The sequence below is a fragment of the Burkholderia puraquae genome (genome assembly GCF_002099195.1).
In the GTDB taxonomy this organism is placed as follows: domain Bacteria; phylum Pseudomonadota; class Gammaproteobacteria; order Burkholderiales; family Burkholderiaceae; genus Burkholderia; species Burkholderia puraquae.
In genome coordinates this window covers 92,807-114,815 of the sequence record NZ_NBYX01000014.1, presented here as the reverse complement: position 1 = coordinate 114,815, position 22,009 = coordinate 92,807, and the positions used below count along the sequence as shown (strand labels likewise).

Annotated in this window: 23 protein-coding genes and 1 pseudogene; 10 read left to right on the top strand and 14 right to left on the bottom strand. The window is 64.7% G+C overall.

Translation table 11 applies throughout. The annotated features are described in order from the left end of the window. Positions 1 to 35 precede the first annotated feature (35 nt). The 3 genes from B7G54_RS24950 (at position 36) to B7G54_RS24940 (ending at position 2,696) form a co-directional block, all read left to right on the top strand. Positions 36 to 617: a TetR/AcrR family transcriptional regulator gene (locus tag B7G54_RS24950; RefSeq protein WP_085041490.1), complete on the top strand. Its 582-nt coding sequence runs from the start codon at positions 36 to 38 to the stop codon at positions 615 to 617. A gap of 68 nt (positions 618 to 685) precedes the next feature. Further along, complete coding sequence (locus B7G54_RS24945) at positions 686 to 1,549, top strand: alpha/beta fold hydrolase (protein WP_085041578.1); 864 nt, start codon at positions 686 to 688, stop codon at positions 1,547 to 1,549. 145 nt (positions 1,550 to 1,694) lie between these two features. Further along, positions 1,695 to 2,696 (top strand): NADP-dependent oxidoreductase, encoded by a 1,002-nt coding sequence (locus B7G54_RS24940; protein ID WP_085041489.1) that lies wholly within the window; start codon positions 1,695 to 1,697, stop codon positions 2,694 to 2,696. Positions 2,697 to 2,849: 153 nt separating this feature from the next. Here B7G54_RS24940 and B7G54_RS24935 read toward each other — a convergent pair whose 3' ends face one another. Together B7G54_RS24935 and B7G54_RS24930 are read right to left on the bottom strand one after the other, a co-directional pair. Continuing rightward, positions 2,850 to 3,608: a Tat pathway signal protein gene (locus tag B7G54_RS24935; protein ID WP_085041577.1), complete on the bottom strand. Its 759-nt coding sequence runs from the start codon at positions 3,606 to 3,608 to the stop codon at positions 2,850 to 2,852. A 31-nt stretch (positions 3,609 to 3,639) separates the two neighbouring features. Further along, complete coding sequence (locus tag B7G54_RS24930) at positions 3,640 to 4,461, bottom strand: hypothetical protein (RefSeq protein ID WP_085041488.1); 822 nt, start codon at positions 4,459 to 4,461, stop codon at positions 3,640 to 3,642. A gap of 408 nt (positions 4,462 to 4,869) precedes the next feature. On the opposite strand from B7G54_RS24930, the gene B7G54_RS24925 reads away from it, so the two are divergent. The 3 genes and pseudogenes from B7G54_RS24925 to B7G54_RS24915 all read left to right on the top strand — a co-directional run. Then, positions 4,870 to 5,193, top strand: coding sequence for a cupin domain-containing protein (locus B7G54_RS24925; protein ID WP_085041487.1), 324 nt, complete (start codon positions 4,870 to 4,872; stop codon positions 5,191 to 5,193). Between the two features lie 128 nt (positions 5,194 to 5,321). Continuing rightward, positions 5,322 to 6,047: a glutathione S-transferase gene (locus B7G54_RS24920; RefSeq protein WP_085041576.1), complete on the top strand. Its 726-nt coding sequence runs from the start codon at positions 5,322 to 5,324 to the stop codon at positions 6,045 to 6,047. A 79-nt stretch (positions 6,048 to 6,126) separates the two neighbouring features. After that, positions 6,127 to 6,600 (top strand): annotated as a pseudogene (locus B7G54_RS24915) (LysR substrate-binding domain-containing protein); the annotation flags it as partial. Positions 6,601 to 6,811: 211 nt separating this feature from the next. On the opposite strand, the gene B7G54_RS24910 reads toward B7G54_RS24915, so the two are convergent. The 5 genes from B7G54_RS24910 to B7G54_RS24890 all read right to left on the bottom strand — a co-directional run bounded on the left by B7G54_RS24910 (position 6,812) and on the right by B7G54_RS24890 (position 11,729). Beyond that, positions 6,812 to 8,344 carry an amino acid permease gene (locus tag B7G54_RS24910; protein ID WP_085041486.1) on the bottom strand — a complete coding sequence of 511 codons (1,533 nt, stop codon included), beginning with the start codon at positions 8,342 to 8,344 and terminating at the stop codon, positions 6,812 to 6,814. Positions 8,345 to 8,446: 102 nt separating this feature from the next. Beyond that, positions 8,447 to 8,911 carry an Lrp/AsnC family transcriptional regulator gene (locus tag B7G54_RS24905; protein WP_085041485.1) on the bottom strand — a complete coding sequence of 155 codons (465 nt, stop codon included), beginning with the start codon at positions 8,909 to 8,911 and terminating at the stop codon, positions 8,447 to 8,449. 98 nt (positions 8,912 to 9,009) lie between these two features. Further along, entirely contained in the window at positions 9,010 to 9,768 is a 759-nt protein-coding gene (locus B7G54_RS24900) for a dimethylarginine dimethylaminohydrolase family protein (RefSeq protein WP_085041575.1), read from the bottom strand. 210 nt (positions 9,769 to 9,978) lie between these two features. After that, positions 9,979 to 11,229, bottom strand: coding sequence for a DUF1479 domain-containing protein (locus tag B7G54_RS24895; RefSeq protein ID WP_085041484.1), 1,251 nt, complete (start codon positions 11,227 to 11,229; stop codon positions 9,979 to 9,981). A 110-nt stretch (positions 11,230 to 11,339) separates the two neighbouring features. Then, positions 11,340 to 11,729: a VOC family protein gene (locus B7G54_RS24890; protein WP_085041483.1), complete on the bottom strand. Its 390-nt coding sequence runs from the start codon at positions 11,727 to 11,729 to the stop codon at positions 11,340 to 11,342. A 72-nt stretch (positions 11,730 to 11,801) separates the two neighbouring features. On the opposite strand from B7G54_RS24890, the gene B7G54_RS24885 reads away from it, so the two are divergent. Further along, the gene (locus tag B7G54_RS24885; RefSeq protein WP_085041482.1) at positions 11,802 to 12,779 is read left to right on the top strand and encodes a helix-turn-helix domain-containing protein; all 978 of its coding nucleotides are present in this window, start codon (positions 11,802 to 11,804) and stop codon (positions 12,777 to 12,779) included. A gap of 90 nt (positions 12,780 to 12,869) precedes the next feature. On the opposite strand, the gene gltA is transcribed toward B7G54_RS24885, so the two are convergent. From gltA to B7G54_RS24850, 7 genes are all read right to left on the bottom strand, one after another. Continuing rightward, positions 12,870 to 14,171, bottom strand: coding sequence for a citrate synthase (gene gltA, locus B7G54_RS24880; protein ID WP_085041481.1), 1,302 nt, complete (start codon positions 14,169 to 14,171; stop codon positions 12,870 to 12,872). Positions 14,172 to 14,224: 53 nt separating this feature from the next. Continuing rightward, positions 14,225 to 14,497 (bottom strand): FAD assembly factor SdhE, encoded by a 273-nt coding sequence (locus B7G54_RS24875; RefSeq protein ID WP_085041480.1) that lies wholly within the window; start codon positions 14,495 to 14,497, stop codon positions 14,225 to 14,227. Positions 14,498 to 14,504: 7 nt separating this feature from the next. Next, positions 14,505 to 15,206: a succinate dehydrogenase iron-sulfur subunit gene (locus tag B7G54_RS24870; RefSeq protein ID WP_059237255.1), complete on the bottom strand. Its 702-nt coding sequence runs from the start codon at positions 15,204 to 15,206 to the stop codon at positions 14,505 to 14,507. A 21-nt stretch (positions 15,207 to 15,227) separates the two neighbouring features. Further along, positions 15,228 to 17,003, bottom strand: a complete 1,776-nt coding sequence (sdhA, locus tag B7G54_RS24865) for a succinate dehydrogenase flavoprotein subunit (RefSeq protein ID WP_085041479.1) — start codon at positions 17,001 to 17,003, stop codon at positions 15,228 to 15,230. A 3-nt stretch (positions 17,004 to 17,006) separates the two neighbouring features. Beyond that, positions 17,007 to 17,375 (bottom strand): succinate dehydrogenase, hydrophobic membrane anchor protein, encoded by a 369-nt coding sequence (gene sdhD / locus B7G54_RS24860; protein WP_085041478.1) that lies wholly within the window; start codon positions 17,373 to 17,375, stop codon positions 17,007 to 17,009. Between the two features lie 4 nt (positions 17,376 to 17,379). Next, positions 17,380 to 17,796 (bottom strand): succinate dehydrogenase, cytochrome b556 subunit, encoded by a 417-nt coding sequence (sdhC, locus tag B7G54_RS24855; protein ID WP_085041477.1) that lies wholly within the window; start codon positions 17,794 to 17,796, stop codon positions 17,380 to 17,382. A gap of 170 nt (positions 17,797 to 17,966) precedes the next feature. Beyond that, positions 17,967 to 18,791, bottom strand: coding sequence for a GntR family transcriptional regulator (locus B7G54_RS24850; RefSeq protein WP_085041476.1), 825 nt, complete (start codon positions 18,789 to 18,791; stop codon positions 17,967 to 17,969). A gap of 288 nt (positions 18,792 to 19,079) precedes the next feature. On the opposite strand from B7G54_RS24850, the gene B7G54_RS24845 reads away from it, so the two are divergent. The 3 genes from B7G54_RS24845 to B7G54_RS24835 all read left to right on the top strand — a co-directional run bounded on the left by B7G54_RS24845 (position 19,080) and on the right by B7G54_RS24835 (position 22,003). After that, on the top strand, positions 19,080 to 20,066 hold the full coding sequence (locus B7G54_RS24845) for a malate dehydrogenase (RefSeq protein ID WP_059237257.1): 987 nt from the start codon (positions 19,080 to 19,082) through the stop codon (positions 20,064 to 20,066). A 183-nt stretch (positions 20,067 to 20,249) separates the two neighbouring features. Beyond that, a complete protein-coding gene (locus B7G54_RS24840; RefSeq protein ID WP_085041475.1) occupies positions 20,250 to 21,257 on the top strand; it encodes an HpcH/HpaI aldolase/citrate lyase family protein in 1,008 nt (335 codons plus the stop codon). Between the two features lie 230 nt (positions 21,258 to 21,487). Further along, the gene (locus B7G54_RS24835) at positions 21,488 to 22,003 is read left to right on the top strand and encodes a hypothetical protein (RefSeq protein ID WP_085041474.1); all 516 of its coding nucleotides are present in this window, start codon (positions 21,488 to 21,490) and stop codon (positions 22,001 to 22,003) included. The last annotated feature ends 6 nt before the right edge of the window (positions 22,004 to 22,009 follow it).

Genomic DNA, 22,009 nt, shown 5'->3' with positions numbered 1-22,009 from the left:
CTTGCGCCCAGAAACTCATCGGTAATGAACGTCATATGAAACGATCCACCACCCGATCCAAGGAAGCCACGCACGAGCGCATCGTCGACGCTGGCGCGCGCTTGATCCGCCGCAGCGGGTATGACGGCGTCGCCATTGCCGACATCATGAAGCACGCGGGCCTCACCCACGGCGGGTTTTATGGGCATTTCGCCTCGCGAGAGGCAATGCTGGTCGAGCTGGCGGATCGCGCAGGTGCCGATGCCATCGCCACCTTTTTGCACTGTGCGGCAGCCGTGCCCGCCGAGCATTCCCTGCGGGCGCTTCTGCGAGCTTATCTGTCCAAGGAGCACGTGAAGAACCCGGAGGCCGGTTGCCCAATCGCCGCCCTCGGAACGGAAATGCCGCGTCAGGCACCGGCGGTACGACGCGCAATTACGCGCCGCATCAAAGAAATGATCGAAGTCGTCTCCCGCCAATCGGCCGATTGGGGCGAGCCCGATGCGCACAAGCGTGCCCTGGCGACCGCAGCCACGATGATTGGGGCCGTGATCGTAGCACGCGCAGTCGACGAAGAGCCGTTGTCCGAATCGATGCTTGAAGCAGCACTCGAGCATCTTGTTTGCGGCGCGGATTGAAGTCCGACCGCTTTTTTACCCGTCAGCATGATGCTCGACATATGAAAGCAGCACCCAAGGAGTCAATGATGAAGAGCATCAACCCGGACACCCAATCGGCAACGTCGTTTGCTCAAGCACCGAACAAGTTCGTCAAGGCGGCTGGAACCACCTTCGTCTACCGTGAACTGGGCCCGCACGGCGGAATTCCTTTAGTTTTGCTAAATCATTGGGGCGCCGTGCTGGACAACTTCGACCCGCGCATCGTCGATGGCTTGGCTCACAAGCATCGCGTTATCGCCATCGACTATCGAGGAATTGGCTTATCCGGTGGCGTCGCGCCGGTGACCGTGGACGAGATGGCGCGCGACACGATCGCACTGATTCGCGCAATGGGTTTCGATCAAGTCGATCTGCTCGGCTTCTCGCTTGGCGGCTTCGTGGCGCAGGACGTGACTCTCAAGGCGCCAGGACTGGTGCGCAAGCTCATCCTCACTGGCACGGGTCCCGCCGGCGGTCACGGCATCGATCGTGTGGGGGCCGTGTCCTGGCCACTCATGCTCAAAGGCCTGCTCACGCTACGCGATCCGAAGGCGTATCTGTTCTTCACTTCCACAGCCAATGGACGGCGGGCGGCAAGCGCCTTCTTGAAACGGTTGAAGGAACGCAAGGCCGGCCGCGACAAGGGGCCCACACCTCGCGCCCTCCTTCGTCAACTCAAAGCGATCAAGGCCTGGGGCCAGCAGACGCCACAGGACCTCGCCAGTCTGCCCATGCCTGTCCTGATCGCCAATGGGGATAACGACATTATGGTACCCACTGCTCTGAGCCACGATATGGCCCGCCGAATCCCCCATGCACAACTCGTGATTTACCAGGACGCTGGCCACGGTGGAATCTTCCAGCATTACACCAACTTCGTACCCGCGGCACTGGAATTCCTATCGCAATGAACACTTTGTGGACCAGCGGCGTATGAAGTTTCTCGCGAATCCCGGCAGAGCACGCATGATTCTCGACCAATATTCGTCGCGTGGGCGTGAGCGCGGCTCAGTTCAGCGCCTTCACAATACAACGCAACATCGGAGCAAGAGCAACATGAAAGCACTCACATTCAAACGCTATGGCAAATCACCCGAGATTGGATTCGCCGAAATTCCTCGCCCCACGCTAAAGCCCGACGAACTGCTGGTTGAGGTTCACGCTGCGGGGGTGAACCCGATCGACAACATGATTCCAACGGGAATGTTCAAACCCGTCTTGAAATTCCAACTGCCCGCCATCATGGGTAGCGATCTGGCTGGCATTGTGATCGATGTTGGTAGCCGCGTCACTCGCTTCAAGAAAGGCGACGCCATCTTTGCAAATCTGTTCGACCTTGGAAGAGGATCTATCGCCGAGTATGCAGTGGTACCGGAGAGCGCTGCAGCCCCGAAACCGGTTAATCTGGACTTCGTGCAGGCCGCCTCGGTTCCAATGGTCGGGCTCACTTCATGGCAAGCACTGAAGGAGCGTGCCAATCTTCAGCCGGGTCAGAAGGTGTTCATCCCTGCGGGGTCCGGCGGTATTGGAACATTTGCGATCCAACTGGCCAAATATTTTGGCGCTAAGGTGGGGACCAATACCAGCACGGGTAATATCCCGCTGGTGACAAGCCTGGGCGCGGACGAGGCAATCGACTACAAGAAGCAAGCGTTCGAGAAGGTGCTGCGTGACTACGATGTGGTGCTTGGCACGATCAGGGGTGACGCGGTTGAAAAATCGGTAGGAATCCTGAGGCCGGGAGGGAAGATCGTCTCTCTTATCGGGCCGCTGGACGCAGCGTTCGCCCGTGCTCGCGGGCTGAACTTCGTCCTGAAGTTTGTGTTCGGCCTAATGAGCCGCAAGATCATGCGTCTTGCGAGAAAGCGGGACGTCACCTACTCATTTCTCTTCGTACGCCCCGACGGTGCTCAACTCGCCGAGATTGGCAAACTGCTTACGTCCGAACGTATCCATCCCGTGATTGACAAGGTATTTCCGTTTGAACAAGCAAAGGATGCACTTGAATACCTAGCCCAAGGACGCGCCAAGGGTAAGGTCGTCGTCAAGATCAAGTGACGTATCTAACGGTTGACGGTTGGGGCACGTTGAGCCCGGGAATTATGCGCGATACTCGACACGAGCACGATCGGCCACACCGCCCGGCCGGCGGGAGCGACGGCGAATCGCGGATCGCGCCACCCGGATCACACGCGCCGATGCCTCGTGGCTTCAGCCGTTCGGGTACTCACGATTGATCAGGTCGAGGCGCAGCATGCCGAGTTGCACGCCGGCGTTGCTCAGCAGGTAGAGATCGCGCCGCCGCAAGGCCGGCATCCACGCCGACGTGTCGTAGAGCGACGGCAGCGCAAGGCCGGCCGGCACGGCGGCCTGCATCCCTGCCGCAGTCGACACGCGCACGGCAATCGACGCCTGATCCGAATGCGTGACGACGCCAACCTTGCCGAGCGCCGCGGCCGAGCCGGCCTGCTTGACGATCGCGGCGGCCACGCCGTCGGGCGTCGGTATCGGGCTGCCGGCAGCCAGGGCGGGCGTCGCGATCGACATCACGCCGGCCGTCAGTCCGTACTTCGATGCGAGCACGCTCGCGACTTCCTGCTGCGCGAAGATCGGGGCCGAGACCTTCTGTCGAAGCTGGAACACGGCGTCGGCGATCGCCTCGTTCACGGGGCCAGGCACCGGCGCAGCACCGGATGCCCCGGCGCGACTGCCGAAACTGAACGCGGCAATCGTGTTGATGGCGGTGGCAGCGACGGTCGGTGACGTCCACGAGAAAAACGTGTCGAACAGGTAGCCGGCTTCGTCGCTGGCGGTCGCGCGGTCGTTCAGTTCGTTCGTCAGCTTGCCGAGCATCTGGCGCTGCAACTCCGCATCGGAAACGGGGGCATCGCCCGCGAAAGCGGGGGCAACGGACGCACACGAGGCGGCAAGCAATGAAGTGGAAGCGAGAAAATGGCGGCGGGTCGTCATGGTCATGAGAATCAAGTGGGAGCGGAAGGCGTCAGCCCTTCGGGAACGCCTGCATCGTCGCGGTCACCGCGCGGCCAAGCATCTGCGCATACATGTCGTGCACGAGATAAAGGCTGCGGTTGCGTGTCCACGGCTGGCCCGATTGCAGGTCGTACATTGTCGGGAGCGACACCTCGGCCACCGTTGCCGCCTTCATGCCCGCCTGCTGCGAGGTCTGGATGCAGCGCTTCGCGTGGTCGCGATGGCCGACCACCGCGACGGTGCCCATTGCGGCCGCGCCGCCCGCGCGCGACACGGCCACGGCCGCGACCCCGGCCGTGCTCAGGTACACGATCGAGCCGTCGCTCGCGATCACCGGCTCGACCGACGACAGCACGTCGGCGCCCATTCCGTACTTCGACACGAGAAAGCGCGCGATCTCCCACTGCGCGTAGACCTTGACCGGTTTCAACTGGCGGATGCGGTACACGGCATCCGCGAGCGCTTCATTGACAGGCCCCGGATCGGGCAGCGCGGACTGGTTGCCACCGGTGCTCGACGTGTTGCCGCTCGCCGCGTTCGGACGATTGCCGAAGCTGTACGCGACGATCGCGCCGATCTGCGCGGCCGGCACCGTCGGCAGGCCCCACGTGAAGCCGACATCGGTCAGTGCCGGCACGATCGCATTGACCGTCGCCGCGTCGCCGAGCTGTGCGTTGAGCTTCGCGGACATCTGCGCGGCCAGCGCCGCATCGGTGACGGGCGCCGACGTCACGTCGTCGCCGCCGCATGCGCTCAGCAGCGGTGCGACGGCAACCGCGGGCGCGGCAGCAAGGAGTTTTCTGCGTAACGATGCCGATGGGTTCAGATTCATGAGAAATACGAAATGGTGCGAGCGACGCCGGCAGCCGGCCACGGCGTTGCAAATCGCGGGTTCACGGGAAATGACAACCTGACGCGTTGCGCGATCGGGCGATGGATGGCACCGCCTACGCTCGAATCGAATCGCTGCGCATCGGTCGATCGACGATGCGGGATCGTAGTGGGCGTTTATTAAATCGTGGTGAACCTGTCGATCGAATGCGGACGATCGTCATGCCGTTTCATCGATGGACGCATCCGTTTCATCCTTGGCGAGCACGTGCGGCCGATGTTTCATCCATGGCGAGCCACGTGATTCGCATGCACCGTCTCACGCTGAGCGCCGCACCCCTTATTTCGAGATACGATGGCGCAACGCGCATTCCCAAGTCTCCACGAGACTGACCCGGAGCCCACCGCCATGAAGCTCGGCCTGAACGAATCGCTCGACCGCCTCGACAAGGAAGGCGCGCTGTTCACGACGCTGTTTCGCCACGGCACGCTCGACATCGAGCTGTACCGCCCGCGCATCGAGGACAAGCAGAAGCCGCATACGCGCGACGAGGTCTATGTGATCGCCACCGGCACGTCGCGCTTCGTCGTCGACGGACGCGAATGCGAGGTCGCGACCGGTGACGTGCTGTTCGTCCCGGCACACGCCGAGCACCGCTTCATCGGCTTCTCCGACGATTTCTCGACCTGGGTGTTTTTCTACGGCCCCGAAGGCGGCGAGCGCAGCGCGTAGCGTGCGATGCACGCGGCACTTTTCCTGCGATCGCCTAGACTGTCTATTCGCAGCGGGTGACGCGCGGCGCGCGGCCGCCCGGTCGTCACAATGCCGGTCGCAGCCGGTTCTACGAACGGGAAAACAACATGCGATACGAACTGTATTACTGGCCCGAGATCCAGGGCCGAGGCGAGTACGTGCGGCTCGCACTTGAAGCAGCCGAAGCCGACTATGTCGACGTTGCGCGCGAATCGGGGCGCGGCATGGGCGTGCCGGCGATGATGCGCATGATGGACAGCACGAAGGCGGAATGCGTGCCGTTCGCGCCGCCGTTCCTGAAAGCCGGCGACCTGGTGGTCGGGCAGACCGCGAACATCCTGCTGTTTCTCGGCGCGCGGCTCGGGCTCGCGCCCGACGACGAAGCCGGCCGGCTGTGGGTACACCAGCTTCAGTTGACCGTCGCCGATTTCGTCACCGAGATCCACGACACGCATCATCCGATCGCAAGCGGCCTCTACTACGAGGACCAGCAGGCGGAAGCCGCCGAGCGCGCGGCTGATTTCCTCGAAAACCGGCTGCCGAAATTCCTCGGTTACTTCGAGCGCGTACTCGACCAGAATCCGCACAAGAGCGGCTACCTCGCCGGCAACGCACTCAGCTATGCGGACCTGTCGATGTTCCAGTTGATCGAGGGCCTGCGTTACGCGTTTCCGAAAGCGATGAAGCGTGCCGAGCGGAAAATCGCGGCGCTGGTCGCGCTGCACGACCGCGTCGCACTCCACTCGCCGGTCGCGCACTATCTCGAATCCGAGCGCCGCATCCCGTTCAACGACATGGGCATCTTCCGGCACTATCCGGAGCTCGACAAGTAACGCCGGCACGGCATCCGCGCCGCTCTTCGTGCACGACAGCGGATGCCCCCGCTCACGCGACGACCGGTGTCTCGCACCGATGCTGCATGCGTTCACCGCGCAGCATCCCGCGTTGCGCGTGCGGCTCGAAACGCATACGTCGCAGGCCGATCTCGTGCGCGACTGCGTCGACGTCGCAATCCGGCTCGGACGCCACGAGCACTTTCGCGACCTGCCCTATCGCGGCGTCTGCCTCGCCACCTGCGACGAGCTCGCCGTGATGGCGCCCGACCTGCCTGCGAAGGTCGGGCTCCCGCAACCGGCGGCGCCCGATCAACGGGCCCGTGTGCCGCAGCTCGGCCACTGTCGTCTCGAGCGGATCGCCGAATGAGCGCTCACCGATCGCGCGGGCAACGAGCATGTGTTTCGACCGGCGACGAAGCCTCGCGTCGTCGTCGACAACGCATCGGTATTGAGCGAACTGGCGCACCAGGGCAGCGGCGGCGCGCTGCTGCCCGAATGGCTCGTGCGCGACGATCTCGAAAGCGGCGCACTGGTCGATACGCTGCCCCACCTACCGGTTTCCGCGGCAGAACATCTACGCGCTGTACGTCGCGACGCGGCACGTACCGCAGAAAGTGCGCGCATGGGTGGATTTCATGAAAGCGCAGTTGTAGCAGGCGCACTGAGCGCGGTTTGCGTGCGTCGCCGCACGCAGGCCACCGCGTCGGAGCCGGCCGTACGATACGACCGGCTCCCGTTACCGCGCTTTCAGTACCGGGCAGTCAGTGCGGCTGCCCGTGCTGCGTGGCCGTCGCATCGACGGCCTCGACCGAACGCGTCAGCCAGGGCCCGATGTCCATCTCCTCGTAGCGCACGAGCCGGCTCTTGCGCGCGCGGCGATAGGCCCACCAGATCGCGACGAACAGCGGAATCCAAACGTAGATCGACAGCACTTCCATCCAGTCGATGCGGGCCGCGAAGAACGCCTGGTAATCCTGCCCGAGCGAGATCACGATGCAGATCGCGATCGCGAACAGCGGCCCGAACGGAAACCATTTCGCGCGGTACGGCAGTTGATCGAGCCGGTAGCCCTGCTTCAGGAACCCCTTGCGGAACCGGTAATGGCAGACCGCGATGCCGAGCCACGCGATGAAACCGGTGATGCCGACCGTATTCAGCAGCCACAGATAGATGCCCTGGTTGTTGGTCAGCGACGTGAGGAAGCACAGCCCGCCGACGGCCATCGTCGCGTACAGCGCGTTGCGCGGCACCCCGCCCGGCGACAGCGTCGCGAACATCGCCGGCGCACGCCCTTCCGCCGCGAGGTTGTACAACATCCGTGTGGCCGCGTAGGTGCCGGAATTGCCGGCCGACAGCACGGCCGTCAGGATCACGAGATTCATCGCACCGGCCGCGAGCCGGAAACCCGCGTGACTGAACACCAGCGTGAACGGGCTCACGCCGATGTCGGTCACGTCGCTCTTCAGCAGGTTCGGGTCCGTATACGGCACCAGCAGGCCGATCACGAAGATCGCGAACACGTAGAACAGCATGATCCGCCAGAAGATCTGCTTCACCGCACGCGGGATCGTCTTGCGCGGGTTCTCCGATTCGCCGGCGGTGATCCCGACCAGCTCGGTGCCGAGAAACGAGAAGCCCGCGATCAGCGCAACGCTCATCATCGCGTGCACGCCGCCAACGAACGGCGCGTCGCCCGTCGTGAAGTTGCGCAAGCCGACCGGATGCCCGTTCCCGATCAGGCCGGCCGCGATCAGCAGCCCGGCCGCGATGAACGCGACCACGGTGACGACCTTGATCAGCGAGAACCAGTATTCCGATTCACCAAAACCGCGCACCGACAGCGTATTCAGCAGGAAGATCAGCACGAGGAAGCCCGCGCCCCACCAGATGCCGGGCACGGCCGGGAACCAGTAGCGCATCACGATCTGCGCGGCAACCAGTTCGATCGCGATCGTCACGGCCCAGCTGTACCAGTAGGTCCAGCCGAGCGCGACGCCGAAGCCTTCGTCGACGTACTTTTCGCCGTAGATCGCAAACGAGCCCGATACCGGCATCAGCGCGGCCATCTCGCCGAGGCCCGTGACGACGAAGTACACCATCAGCCCGATTGCGATATACGCGGCGATTGCACCACCCGGCCCCGCCTGCGCGACCGACGCCCCCGACGCGACGAACAGCCCCGTACCGATCGAGCCGCCGATCGCGATCATCGCGATGTGGCGGCCCTGCAGACGGCGCTTCAGCGTCGTTCCGGACGGCGCGGCCGTCTCCGCTACCGCTTGCAAAGCATCCATAGTGTTCACCCTGATTGGATTCGGGCCGGACGATTTGATTCGGAATGCAAATCGTCCAGCCCGGTCATTCGCGTCGAAGCCGGCGCTGCCCGGCCGGCCGCATCACACGACGCTGCGCTTGATCGCCTGCAGTTCGGCCGTCGTCACGATCTTCTCGATCCGGAACCGCGGGCTTTCCAGCCACACGTTCGCGATCCGCCGGTATTCGTCGAGATCCTCGCACGCGAGCCGCACGAGAAAATCGAACGTGCCGCTGACGAGCCAGCAATCGAGCACGGCCGGATTCGCACGCATTTCGTCCTCGAACGGCGCCTGCGAACGCCCGTGGTCGGCCAGCACGATCTGCGCGATCACGACGATCGGCTTGGTCGCGCGCGGCGGCTTGATCACCGCGCGGTAGCCTTCGATCACGCCGAGCGCCTCGAGCCGCTCCACGCGCGCCTGGCACGGCCGCGGCGTGAGGTTCACGAGTTCCGACAGCTTACGGTAGGAAATCCGCCCGTCGGTGCGCAGGATGTCGAGGATCCGGAGATCGATCTTGTCGAGCTGCATCTTCTTGTCAGGCATCCGCGTTCGCTCCGGTCGGGTCGTGGCTGGTGCGCGGAACGTCTCCTGTTCCGCGCGGGGGCCACATTATCCGGCCGAAGCGGCCGCGCGCCAATCGGCTAGAACCGCAGCGACAGGCAGGTCAGGCCGCCGTCCATCTTGCGGAACTCGCTCGTGTCGATCACGTGCAGCGGCAGCCCGAGTGCGGCGATCGCGTCGTGCACGCGCGGGTAGCCGGCCGGCGTGATCAGCGTGCCGTTCACACGCAGCGTGTTGCCCGCGTATTCGTCGGCGGCCGGGATCGCGATCCGGCGATAGTCGGCGAAGGCCGGATGCGCGGCCAGCGCCTCGGTCACGAGCAGCGTGTCGTCGCCGAGCGCGTTGACGACCGACTTGAGATGCAGGCCGGCACCCACCGGCACCGCCACGACCGAATAGCCGTAGCGCGACACGAGCGATTCGAACGCGGCAATGCCTTCGGCGTCGGTACGGCCCGTCAGGCCGATGTAGAAGCGCTTGCCCACCAGCATCACGTCCCCGCCATCGAGACGGCCTTCGTGCATCGGCAGCAGGTCGCGATACGCGCCGAGCGCCGCTTCGATGTGCACCGTCTCGCCACGCCGCGCGGGCGCGCCGGGGCGCGTGATCACCGCGAATTCCGGCGTCACGACGGCGACGTCCTCGACGAAGTGCGAATCGGGGAACGCCTCCAGCGGCGGCAGTTCGGTCAGCTCGACGCCGAGCGTGCGCAGCGCGTCGCAGTAAGCGTGGAATTGAGTAAGCGTCTTGTCGTAGTCGGGCGCGCCGAGCTCGGCGGTGGTCAGGCCCGCGCCACAGGACGGCGCGGGGCGGCGAACGATCGCTTGCGTAAATTGCATCGACTCCTCCATGGTCAGCGCCACGCCCGTGAGGTGCACGGGGCGGCTGCGTTGTCTCCGGACCATTATCGGAAGCCAAATTGCGCAATTCGCGTCGATTTCGGCTGCGCCGACAGCCGATTGCGTCGAATTGCGCGCGGCACGCAGCGGATTCGGCAGACGGCCGCTCACCCGTCTCGCGAACGGCCGCTTTCGCGTGCGGCGCGCCTGCTACACGTCCGGCCCGAACCCCATCTGCGAACGGCCGAGCGCCGTGAGATCGCCCTCCTCGCCCCGTCCGTCGAATTCGACCTCGAAGTGATCGGCCGGGAAATCGGGCGGGCTCTCGCCGCGCAGGAACGCAGCTCGTTGGCGCCGCAGGTACGCGTCGTTTTTCGCGCAACCGGGCGCGGCCGCGATGTACATCACGTTGCTGTCGCCGCTGCCGCGGTGCGCATCCTCGACCGCGTGCACGACGTCACCGTGCCAGAACACCGCGTCGCCCGGCTCCATGTGCGGGATCGGCACCAGCGCGTCGAGCAGCAGCGCGTGCCATTCGGGCCGGATCGACAGCGCCCGGCCCGGACGTGCGCCGCACAAGTCGTCGTCGGCGACATCGTCCTGCAGCGCGCGCAACACGACATAGGCCATCGCGTTCGCGACCGGGATCAACTGCAGCGTGCCGTCGCCGGGCCCCTGCGGCGTCAGCGCGGTCCAGCCCTGGAACGTGCGGAACATCGAGCACACGGCCGGCGACGGAATCTCCTCGACGTCCGGACGGAACGCCGCATCGAACGGGTCGTAATCGCGCCAGCGGCCGGCCAGCACATGACGGTAGACCTGGCGGAAATTCGCGCCAAGCCAGCGTTCGACGGAACCGCCGTCGACATGCGGCGACAGCCCGAGCGACGTCGAACCGGGCGGGCGGCGGCGAATCCGGTCCGCATAGGCCGGCACCTGGTCGGGATCGAAGTGCGTTCGTGCCCCGTCCGCATGCCGCCACAGGCGGTTCAGGAATACGCGCGCCCGGGTCAGGGCCGGCGACTGGCGCGCAGCGACCTGCGGCTTCGACCAGTAGACGCCGTAGATCTGCGGCTTGCCCGATGCGAGGTTGCCGAAATAGCGATCCTCGGCGCGTGCCTGCAGCCGGTCGGCGAAGCGGTTCGCGTCCAGGTACGCGCCGATCTCGTCGTTCCAGTCGCGCGCCTGCTGCGCATCGAATACGCCTCGGATCACGACCGCGCCATGCATGCGGATCGCGGCAAGCGCGTGCGGCTCGACGGTTTCGCCCGCGATATCCGCGAACGGCACCACCGGAATCACGTCATGGCCATGCGCATGCGCGCGGCGGATCGCGTCGACCTGCCGCGCGACGTCGCCCTCCAGCTCGCGGAACGTGGCCGCGTAACCGGGCAGGTCGGCGCGCAGCACCCTTTTCGCGTCGCGAATGGCGGCGGGCAGGTCGTCAATCGTCAGTTGCATCGTGGTCTCCTCGCTGACAGGTATCGTGATGTGCTGTCAGCGTACGGCCGGCACGCGGCCGCGATCACCACTATTCAGCCAACTATCGATACAATCCTGACAACCATGCGTCACTCCGGACGATGGCAGACCACGCACAGCTTGTTACCGTCCGGATCGCGGAAATAGGCGCCGTAGTAGTCGCGGTGATAGTGCGGCCGCAGGCCCGGCGGCCCTTCACAGGTGCCGCCGTGGCGCAGCACGAGCGCATGGCAGCGATCGACGTGCGCGCGTGTCGGCGCATCGAACGCGATCGTGTGGCCATTGCCCGGTTCGGGCGCGCGGCCGTCGAGCGGATGGCCGAAGAAGAACAGCGGCCGGTCGGCGTCGGCCGGCATCCAGCCCGACCAGCCATCCGGCTCGCGGAATTTCAGGCGCAGCCCGAGTTCCGCGAACAGCGGCGCGTAGAAATCGTAGGCGCGCGCGGTATCGCTAACGCCCACGCAAACATGTGAAAACATGGCATTGCTCCGTCGTGACGATCGCTCACGATCATGCCACGGCGCGGTGCCCGCCCTCGCCCGGAGGCCGCCATGAAACCGCAGTACGAGCACGTGACATTCGGCCCTGGCTGTTCGATCCGCGTCTATCACCGCCAGCTCGCGCGCATTCCGTTCGAATGGCATCGCCATCCCGAATACGAACTGACGCTGACGCTCAACAGCCGCGGCCGGCGCTTCATCGGCGATCACGTCGCGCACTACGCGGACGACGACCTGGTGCTCGTGCCGCCCAACCTGCCGCATACCTGGTCGTCGAATGCACGCATCGATCGCGATGCGCCCGAAGTCGCGCTCGTCATCTGGTTCGACGGCGACTGGGTGCGGCGGCTGGCCGACTGCTGCCCCGAATACGCGCCGCTGCGTTCGCTGCTGCGGCGTGCCGCATCGGGCCTGCGCTTCGACGCAGATGCGGCCCGCGCGATGCGCGCACGGCTGCCGCGATTGCTCGATCCGTCGCCTCGTACACGGCTCGCTGCCACGCTCGACACCCTCGCCGATCTGGCGGAAGCCGGCGGCGAACCGCTCGCCACCGCACATGCGTACAACCGGGCCGACGGTACGGCACCGCACGCCAACGCGGCCGCCCCCGAAGCCGAACGCCTCGACCGCGTGCTCGACGCGATTGACCGGCACTTCCACGAACCGCTGCGCATCGACGCGCTCGCCGCCGCCGCGCACATGTCCGAACGCACGCTGCAGCGCCTGTTCGTCCGGCATCTCGGCGAAAGCGTCGGCCGCTACGTGCAGCGGCTGCGGCTCGCGCACGCGTGCCGTCATCTGGTCGGCACCGACTGGCCGATCGCGACCGTGGCCGCGCGCTGCGGCATTCCGAATGCCGCGAACTTCAACCGCCAGTTCCTCGCCGAGCGCGGAATGACGCCCGGCGCATACCGCCAGTTCTTCGTGCAGCACGGCCACGCGCCCGACGACGACGCGCCCGCACTCGACACACGCCCGCCGTCGCTGGAGCGCCACGCCGGACCGGGCGAACCACGGCCGCACAAATGAAAACACCCCGACGGGCTGACCCGTCGGGGTGTCTTGGCGTTGCGATCGCCGGGCGCGAGCGGCCAGCCGGCCGTTCGCGCCGCGCACGACTTAACGTGCGTTGATCGGCTTCGCTTCGCGCGGCGTATCGCCGATGAACAGCTGACGCGGACGGCCGATCTTCTGCTCCGGATCGCCGATCATTTCGTTCCACTGTGCGATCCAGCCGACCGTACGTGCCATCGCGAAGATACACGTGAACATCGACGTCGGGATGCCCAGCGCGCGCTGGACGATGCCCGAGTAGAAGTCGACGTTCGGGTACAGCTTGCGCGACACGAAGTATTCGTCTTCCAGCGCGATCTTCTCGAGCTGCATCGCGAGCTTGAACAGCGGGTCGTCGTGCAGGCCCAGTTCGTTCAGCACTTCGTAGCACGTTTCGCGCATCAGCTTCGCACGCGGGTCGTAGTTCTTGTACACGCGGTGGCCGAAGCCCATCAGCTTCACGCCCGAATTCTTGTCCTTCACCTGCTTGATGAATTCGGGGATGTTGTCCGGCGAACCGATCTGCTCGAGCATGTTCAGCGCGGCTTCGTTCGCACCACCGTGCGCCGGGCCCCACAGACATGCGATACCGGCCGCGATACATGCGAACGGGTTCGCGCCCGACGAGCCGGCCAGGCGGACGGTCGACGTCGATGCGTTCTGCTCGTGATCGGCGTGCAGGATCAGGATGCGGTCGAGTGCGCGGACGAGCACGTCGTTGACCTTGTACTCTTCGCACGGGTTCGAGAACATCATGTGCATGAAGTTCGCGCTGTACGACAGCTCGTTCTTCGGATACACGAACGGCTGGCCGATGCTGAACTTGTACGCCATTGCGACGAGCGTCGGCAGCTTCGCGATCATGCGGATCGCCGACACTTCGCGGTGACGCGGATCGTTGATGTCGAGCGAGTCGTGGTAGAACGCCGACAGCGCGCCGACGGCCGCCACCAGCACCGCCATCGGGTGCGCGTCGCGACGGAAGCCGCGGAAGAAGAAGTGCATCTGCTCGTGCACCATCGTGTGCTTCGTGACGGTGTCGACGAATTCCTTCTTCTGCGCTGCGTTCGGCAGTTCGCCCTTCAGCAGCAGGTAGCAGGACTCGAGGAAGTCCGCGTTTTGCGCGAGGTTGTCGATCGGGTAGCCGCGGTACAGCAGTTCGCCCTTGTCGCCGTCGATGTACGTGATCGCCGAATTACAAGCTGCCGTCGACATGAAGCCCGGGTCGTACGTGAACTTGCCGGTCTGGCCGTACAGCTTGCGGATGTCGATCACGTCCGGGCCCATCGTACCCTTGTAGATCGGCATTTCGACGCTCGGCGAGTTGTCGCTGAACGATAGCGTGGCTTTAACATCAGACGGAGTCATGGCACATCCTCAATCGAAATAAAGAAACGGGATTCGATAACGGGCGTAACGCGTTACACGTTGCGCAGCATCTCCAACAGCCGGTGAATATCCAGGCTGTCTAGGTCGCCCTCTGGTTCCTTGCGCGCGAGGAGCAAGTCCATCAGGTCGTTGTCGCTCAGATCGAGCAGGCGCGACAACGCGCCTACGTCTGCATCGGTGAGGTCATGCTCGTATCTGCTGAAGAAACGCTCGAAAATGATGTCGTTTTCCAGCAGACCCCGCCGCGCGCGCCAGCGGAGGCGCGCGCGACGGTGCGGGTCGGATTGATGCGAATCGTCGCTCATCTCGACCTTAAACCGCGCGACGGACCATCAGTTCCTTGATCTTGCCGATCGCCTTCGTCGGGTTCAGGCCCTTCGGGCAAACGTCGACGCAGTTCATGATCGTGTGGCAACGGAACAGACGGTACGGGTCTTCCAGGTTGTCGAGACGCTCGCCGGTGGCCGTGTCACGGCTGTCCGCGATGAAGCGGTAAGCCTGCAGCAGGCCGGCCGGGCCGACGAACTTGTCCGGGTTCCACCAGAAGCTCGGGCACGACGTCGAGCAGCTCGCGCACAGAATGCACTCGTACACGCCGTCGAGCTCGTCGCGCTCTTCCGGCGACTGGAGGCGTTCCTTCTCCGGCGGCGGCGCATCGTTGATCAGGTACGGCTTGATCGAGTGGTACTGGTTGAAGAAGTGCGTCATGTCGACGATCAGGTCGCGCACGACGGGCAGGCCCGGCAGCGGGCGCAGCACGATCTTCTGCGGCAGGTCGTTCAGGTTCGTCAGGCACGCGAGACCGTTCTTGCCGTTGATGTTCATCGCGTCCGAACCGCACACACCTTCACGGCACGAACGGCGGAACGACAGCGTCTCGTCCAGTGCCTTCAGCTTCACCAGTGCGTCGAGCAGCATGCGCTCATGCTGGATGTCGAGCTCGTACGTCTGCATGCGCGGCGCTGCGTCCTTGTCCGGATCGTAGCGGTAGACTTCAAAAATGCGTTTTGCCATTTCGGATTCCTTTGACTCGGCTTAGAACGTGCGCGGCTTCGGCGGCACGGATTCGACCGTCAGCGGCTTCATTTGAACCGGCTTGTAGTCGAGGCGATCGCCTTCGCTGTACCACAGCGTGTGGCGCAGCCAGTTCTCGTCGTCGCGGTGTTCGTAGTCGCTGTGGGCGTGCGCGCCACGGCTTTCCTTGCGCGCTTCCGCCGACACCATCGTTGCGCGAGCAACTTCGATCAGGTTCTCCAGCTCGAGCGCTTCGACGCGCGCGGTGTTGAACACCTTCGACTTGTCCTTCAGGTGGATGTTTTCCACGCGTGCCGCGAGGCCGGCCATCTGTTCGACGCCTTCCTTCAGCAGTTCCGACGTGCGGAACACGCCTGCGTGCTTCTGCATCGTCGAGCGGATGTCGTTCGCGACGTCCTGCGTGTATTCACCCGACGACGACTTGTCGAGCTTGTTCAGACGTGCCAGCGAGAATTCGCCTGCATCGGCCGGCAGCGGCTTGTGTTCCTTCTGGTTCTTCACGTGCTCGACGATGTGGTTGCCGGCCGCACGGCCGAACACCACGAGGTCCAGCAGCGAGTTCGTGCCGAGGCGGTTCGCGCCGTGCACGGACACGCACGAGCATTCGCCCACTGCGTAGAAGCCGTTGACCGGTTCCTTGTGATCGCGCGACGTGCCGACGACCTGACCGTGGATGTTGGTCGGGATGCCGCCCATCTGGTAGTGGATCGTCGGGACGACCGGGATCGGCTCCTTGATCGCGTCGACGTTCGCGAACTTCAGCGCGATTTCGCGGATCGACGGCAGACGCTTCATGATCGTCTCGGCGCCGATGTGCGACAGGTCGAGCAGCACGTGGTCCTTGTTCGGACCGACGCCGCGGCCTTCCTTGATTTCCTGGTCCATCGAACGCGACACGAAGTCACGCGGCGCCAGATCCTTCAGCGTCGGCGCATAGCGCTCCATGAAGCGCTCGCCGTTCGCGTTGCGCAGGATACCGCCTTCGCCGCGCACGCCTTCGGTGATCAGCACGCCCGCGCCGGCCACGCCGGTCGGGTGGAACTGCCAGAACTCCATGTCCTGCAGGGCGATGCCCGAACGCGCAGCCATGCCGAGGCCGTCGCCGGTATTGATGAACGCGTTGGTCGATGCCGCGAAGATCCGGCCTGCGCCGCCCGTCGCGAACAGCGTCGTCTTGCCTTCCATGATGTAGACGTCACCCGTCTCCATCTCGAGGGCCGTCACGCCGAGCACGTCGCCGTCTGCGTCGCGGATCAGGTCGAGCGCCATCCATTCGACGAAGAACTGCGTCTTCGCTTCGACGTTCTGCTGGTACAGCGTGTGCAGCAGCGCGTGACCGGTACGGTCGGCGGCCGCGCAAGCGCGCTGGACCGGCTTCTCGCCGTAGTTCGCGGTGTGGCCGCCGAATGGGCGCTGGTAGATCGTGCCGTCCGCGTTACGGTCGAACGGCATGCCGAAGTGCTCGAGTTCGTACACGACGTTCGGCGCTTCACGGCACATGAATTCGATCGCGTCCTGGTCGCCGAGCCAGTCGGAGCCCTTGATCGTGTCGTAGAAGTGGAAGTGCCAGTTGTCTTCGCTCATGTTGCCGAGCGATGCACCGATGCCGCCCTGCGCGGCCACCGTGTGCGAACGGGTCGGGAACACCTTCGACAGCACGCCGACCGACAGGCCTGCACGCGACAGTTGCAGCGCTGCGCGCAAGCCGGAGCCACCCGCGCCGACGATCACCACGTCAAACTTGCGACGCGGGAGGGAAGTTTTGATTGCAGCCATTCTTTACACTCTCCAGAGAATCTGCGCGGCGTAGCCCGCACATGCGAGCAGCCAGACGATGGTCAGCGATTGCAGCAGCAGGCGCACACCGACGGGCTTCACGTAGTCCATCCAGATGTCGCGCACGCCGACCCATGCGTGGTAGAAGAGGGAGAGCAGCATCACGAAGGTCGCGAGCTTCATCCATTGCGCGGCGAAGATCGATGCCCAGCCTTCGTACGAAAAATCGCGCGCGCCGAAGAACAGGACGAGCAGAATGACCGTGTAGACCGCCATGATCGTGGCGGTGATGCGCTGCGCAAGCCAGTCGCGCAGGCCGTAGTGTGCGCCGACGACGAGGCGCTTCGAGCCGATTCGGTTGTTGGCTGCCATTTTCTTAGAATGCTCCGAACAGTTTGAGTGCCATGGCGATCGTCAGTGCGATCGAGACGACAAAGGCGACGACTGCCGTCCGCTTGCCGCCTTCCTTCGTGACGGCGTCGTGGTTGACGTCCATCAGCAGGTGGCGAATGCCGGCGCAGAAATGGTGGAAGAAGGCCCACGACAATGCGAGGACGATCAGCTTGACGATGATGTTGGAGAGGAAAGCCTTGAAGACTTCGAAGCTGAGCTCGGACGTGAGGCTCTGGTCGAAGAGGAACAGCAGGAACGGCAGGAACAAGAACAGCAGCGCGCCGCTGACTCGATGGAGAATCGACAAAGTCGCTGCCAGCGGCATGCGATATTTCATCGTGATATCGGCGAATCCGATGTTCCGGTATTCCGGCCTCGGCTTTCTTACTGCATCAGTCATGCTAGACCCCTACTATGTTGTCACACTAATCCGCGATTTTAGCGCCTTTTTATATCGCGCTGCAGCGAAAGTCTGCTCTGGATAGTTGCGCGAACAAGAACAAAGGCGGCCCGAAACGTGCTTCGCGAGCGTGGGAAACGCGAACGCACTCGGCTTGAGCCGAAACACCGTCAACTCAAATCATTCTGATAGTAGTACCCGGTTGTGACATACCAGCCGCGACGCACTTCCACCGGCCGGTCTCCGTATGTATAGGACACGCGCTCGACCGACAGCAACGGGAAACCCGCAGGGACGTGCAGCAGGTCGGCCACCGCCGGCTCCGCCGCCACCGCGCGGATCTTCTCCGTCGCGCGGATCATCCGCGTGCCGAACTCCGTCTCGAACATCGCGTAGAGCGGCCCCTTGTACTCGCTCAGCCGCTCGAACGTGAGCCCGCGGAACATCGCGCCCGGCAGCCAGATCTCGTCGAGCACCGTCACTTCGTTCTCGAACTCCAGCAGGCGGCGCACCTGAACGACGGGATCGGCCGGCTTCAGGTCGAGCTGCCGCGCGATCTCGGCCGGTGCGCGCAGGCGCCGGCATTCGAGCAGGCGGCTCACGTGCGGATGTTCGGCGCCGTCGTCGGCCAGCAGCCGCAGGAAGCGGAACTGCGCGCGATCTTCATTGTGCGTCGCAACAAAAGTACCCTTGCCCTGCCGCCGGACCACGAGGTTTTCGGCGGCCAGTTCGTCGATCGCCTTGCGGACGGTGCCCTGGCTGACCTTGTAGCGGGCCGCGAGCTCCACCTCGCTCGGGATGATCTCGCCCGGCTTCCATTCACCGGATTCGAGACTTTGCGTGATCAATGACTTAATCTGCTGGTATAACGGGCTGAACGTCGGCGACGGCGGCGCCGCAGGCGAAGATGCGGGATCGCTCGCGCCCGGCTGCCCTGGGCCGCCTGCGCCGTTCTGATTCGCGGTATTCGCCTGGTTCGATGTCATGGCGCGCATTTCATCACAAACCGCACTTTTTCGTCCACTCAAATTCCGCAAAACATCTGTCTTATATAAGACATATGATACCGTTTGACTTTGCGCGTGACGGCTCCTACACTCCCGGTCGAGCAAGGGTTCGCGGGTGCAAAAGCGCGTCCCCGGCTACGTGCCACGGCCGTCTCCAGGTTCACCGCGTCTGCCATCGCGAGTCCTCCGCCCTGCTTCAATGCAACGCTACGCACAACGCGCATAGAATGGCGTTTTCGCTAGCGTCCAACGCTTCACCCGTCCTGGAGATTTTCAATGGCTAAGCCCGCAAAGCGCGTTGCCGTCACCGGCGCCGCAGGTCAAATCGCTTACTCCCTGCTGTTCCGCATCGCGAACGGCGACCTGCTCGGCAAGGACCAGCCGGTCATCCTGCAACTGCTCGACCTCCCGCAAGCCCAAGGCGCCGTCAAGGGCGTCGTGATGGAACTCGACGATTGCGCATTCCCGCTGCTCGCGGGCGTCGTGATCACCGACGATCCGAAGGTCGCATTCAAGGATGCCGACGTCGCACTGCTGGTCGGCGCACGCCCGCGCTCGAAGGGCATGGAGCGCAAGGACCTGCTGTCGGCAAACGCTGAAATCTTCACGGTTCAGGGCGCTGCGCTGAACGAAGTCGCCAGCCGCGACGTGAAGGTGCTGGTCGTCGGCAACCCGGCGAACACGAACGCATACATCGCGATGAAGTCGGCACCGGATCTGCCGAAGAAGAACTTCACGGCCATGCTGCGCCTCGACCACAACCGCGCGCTGTCGCAGCTCGCAGCGAAGTCGGGCAAGCCGGTCGCATCGATCGAGAAGCTCGCCGTGTGGGGCAACCACTCGCCGACGATGTACCCCGACTTCCGCTTCGCGACCGCCGAAGGCGAATCGCTGCTGAAGCTGATCAACGACGACGTGTGGAACCGCGACACGTTCATCCCGACCGTCGGCAAGCGCGGCGCGGCGATCATCGAAGCGCGCGGCCTGTCGTCGGCAGCGTCGGCAGCCAACGCGGCGATCGACCACGTGCGTGACTGGGTCCTCGGCACGAACGGCAAGTGGGTCACGATGGGCATCCCGTCGGACGGCTCGTACGGCATCCCCGAAGACATCATCTACGGCGTGCCGGTCGTTTGCGAAAACGGCGAGTACAAGCGCATCGAAGGCCTGGAAATCGACGCATTCTCGCGCGAGAAGATGGACGGCACGCTGGCCGAGCTGCTCGAAGAGCGCGATGGCGTCGCCCACCTGCTGAAGAACTAAGCATCACGCATCTTGCCGGGCGGCCCTCGGGCAGCCCGGCTTCGGCCCGGGCCGGCATGCCGCCGGCCCGGCCGACCGATCCGATCCGCGCCCGTTTTGCCGCCCCGCGCCCGCCGCGTACCGGCCCAGAACGCGCCCGAATCCGATTTCTCCACGTTGACCCGCTTCCCTGACGTAGACGAGATGGCCGCGCTCACTCCTGCACAAGTGCTGTACGACGGGGCGTCCCCGCCCGCGATCCTGCCCTGCTGCGATCACTACGCAGGCAGCGAAAAGCTGATGCGCAAGTCGCTCGCGCTGCAGGCCGAACTGGGCCCCGTGTTCGACATCACGCTCGACTGCGAAGACGGCGCAGCCGTCGGCCAGGAAGCCGCGCACGCGGCACTCGTCGCCGAACTGCTCGGCAGCGGCGAGAACCGCTTCGGCCGCGTCGGCGTCCGCATCCACGACTTTTCCCACCCGCACTGGCGCGACGACGTGCGCATCGTGCTGCGTGCGTCGCGCGCCCCCGCCTACATCACGCTCCCGAAGATCGCGAGTGCCGCCGACGCAGCCGAAATGACCGCGTTCATCGAAGGCACACGCCGCGAGCTCGGCATCATGCAGCCGATCCCGGTCGACGTGCTGGTCGAGACGCACGGCGCGCTCGCCCAGGCGGCCGCCCTCGCCGCGCTGCCGACGGTCGGCACGCTGAGCTTCGGGCTGATGGATTTCGTCTCCGCGCACCACGGCGCGATTCCCGATTCCGCGATGCGCTCGCCGGGCCAGTTCGAGCATCCGCTCGTGCGCCGCGCGAAGCTGGAAATCGCCGCGGCCTGCCACGCGCACGGCAAGACACCGTCGCACAACGTGACGACCGAGGTGCGCGACATGGGTATCGTCGCCGGCGATGCACGCCGCGCGCGCGACGAATTCGCGTTCACGCGGATGTGGAGCATCCATCCCGCGCAGATCCGCCCGATCGTCGACGCATTCGCGCCGCGCACCGACGAGGTCACGCTGGCCGCCGAGATCCTGCTGGCCGCGCAGGCCGCCGATTGGGGGCCGACGCGCCACGGCGATACGCTGCACGATCGCGCGAGTTACCGGTATTACTGGTCGGTGCTGCGCCGCGCGCGGGCCACCGGCCAGCCCGTACCGGCCGAGGCCGCGCCGCTGTTCGGCCCGGCCGCCGCGGGCAGCGCGCCGTAAGCGCGCGCCGCCGGCCGATACACGAGTTTCATGCATTCGACGACGCGCAAACCGGACAGAGGTTTGCGAAACGACAAAAAACGTAACGGAGCCCGAAAACCTGATATGTGCGCGGCCAAATAGGTGAAAATAGCGGCCGCTGCGCGCTTTCGGGGCGCGTGCAGTTTCAAACCGGCCGGCAGTTGCGATTGCCGGCCCTTGTCAACTGATTATCGAAAGGTTCTGACTCCATGAAGAAACTCCTGATCGCTACCGCCATCGGCGCCTTGTCCGCCACGATGCTGGTGTCGGCTCCGAGCGCGTTTGCCCAGGGTACGACCACGACGACCGCAAAGAAGGCAGCGGCCAAGCGCCCGGCGCCGGCCAAGCGCATCATCCCGCGCAGCAAGAAGGCGCAGGCACGTGCCGCAGCCAAGGTCGATCCGGTGCCGGACGGCGCGGTCAAGTGGGCCTGCAAGGAAGGTCTGTCGTTCGACCTCGCCGGTGACATGAAGCGCGACCAGGTCGTCACGGTTCACTGGGCGAAGAAGAACTACAAGCTGCCGCGTCAGGCCACGACGACGGGCGCCGATACGTTCTACGATCCGGCAGCAGGCTTCAAGCTGGTCGTGATCCCGACCAAGGCGATGCTGTTCTCCGACGCAAACGGCGGCGAGCGCCTCGCGGACGAATGCGTGACGCCGGAAATGGCGCAAGGCACGCCGGCACCGACGCAGTCGAACGAGCTGAAGCCCGCAACGAACTAAGCGCGT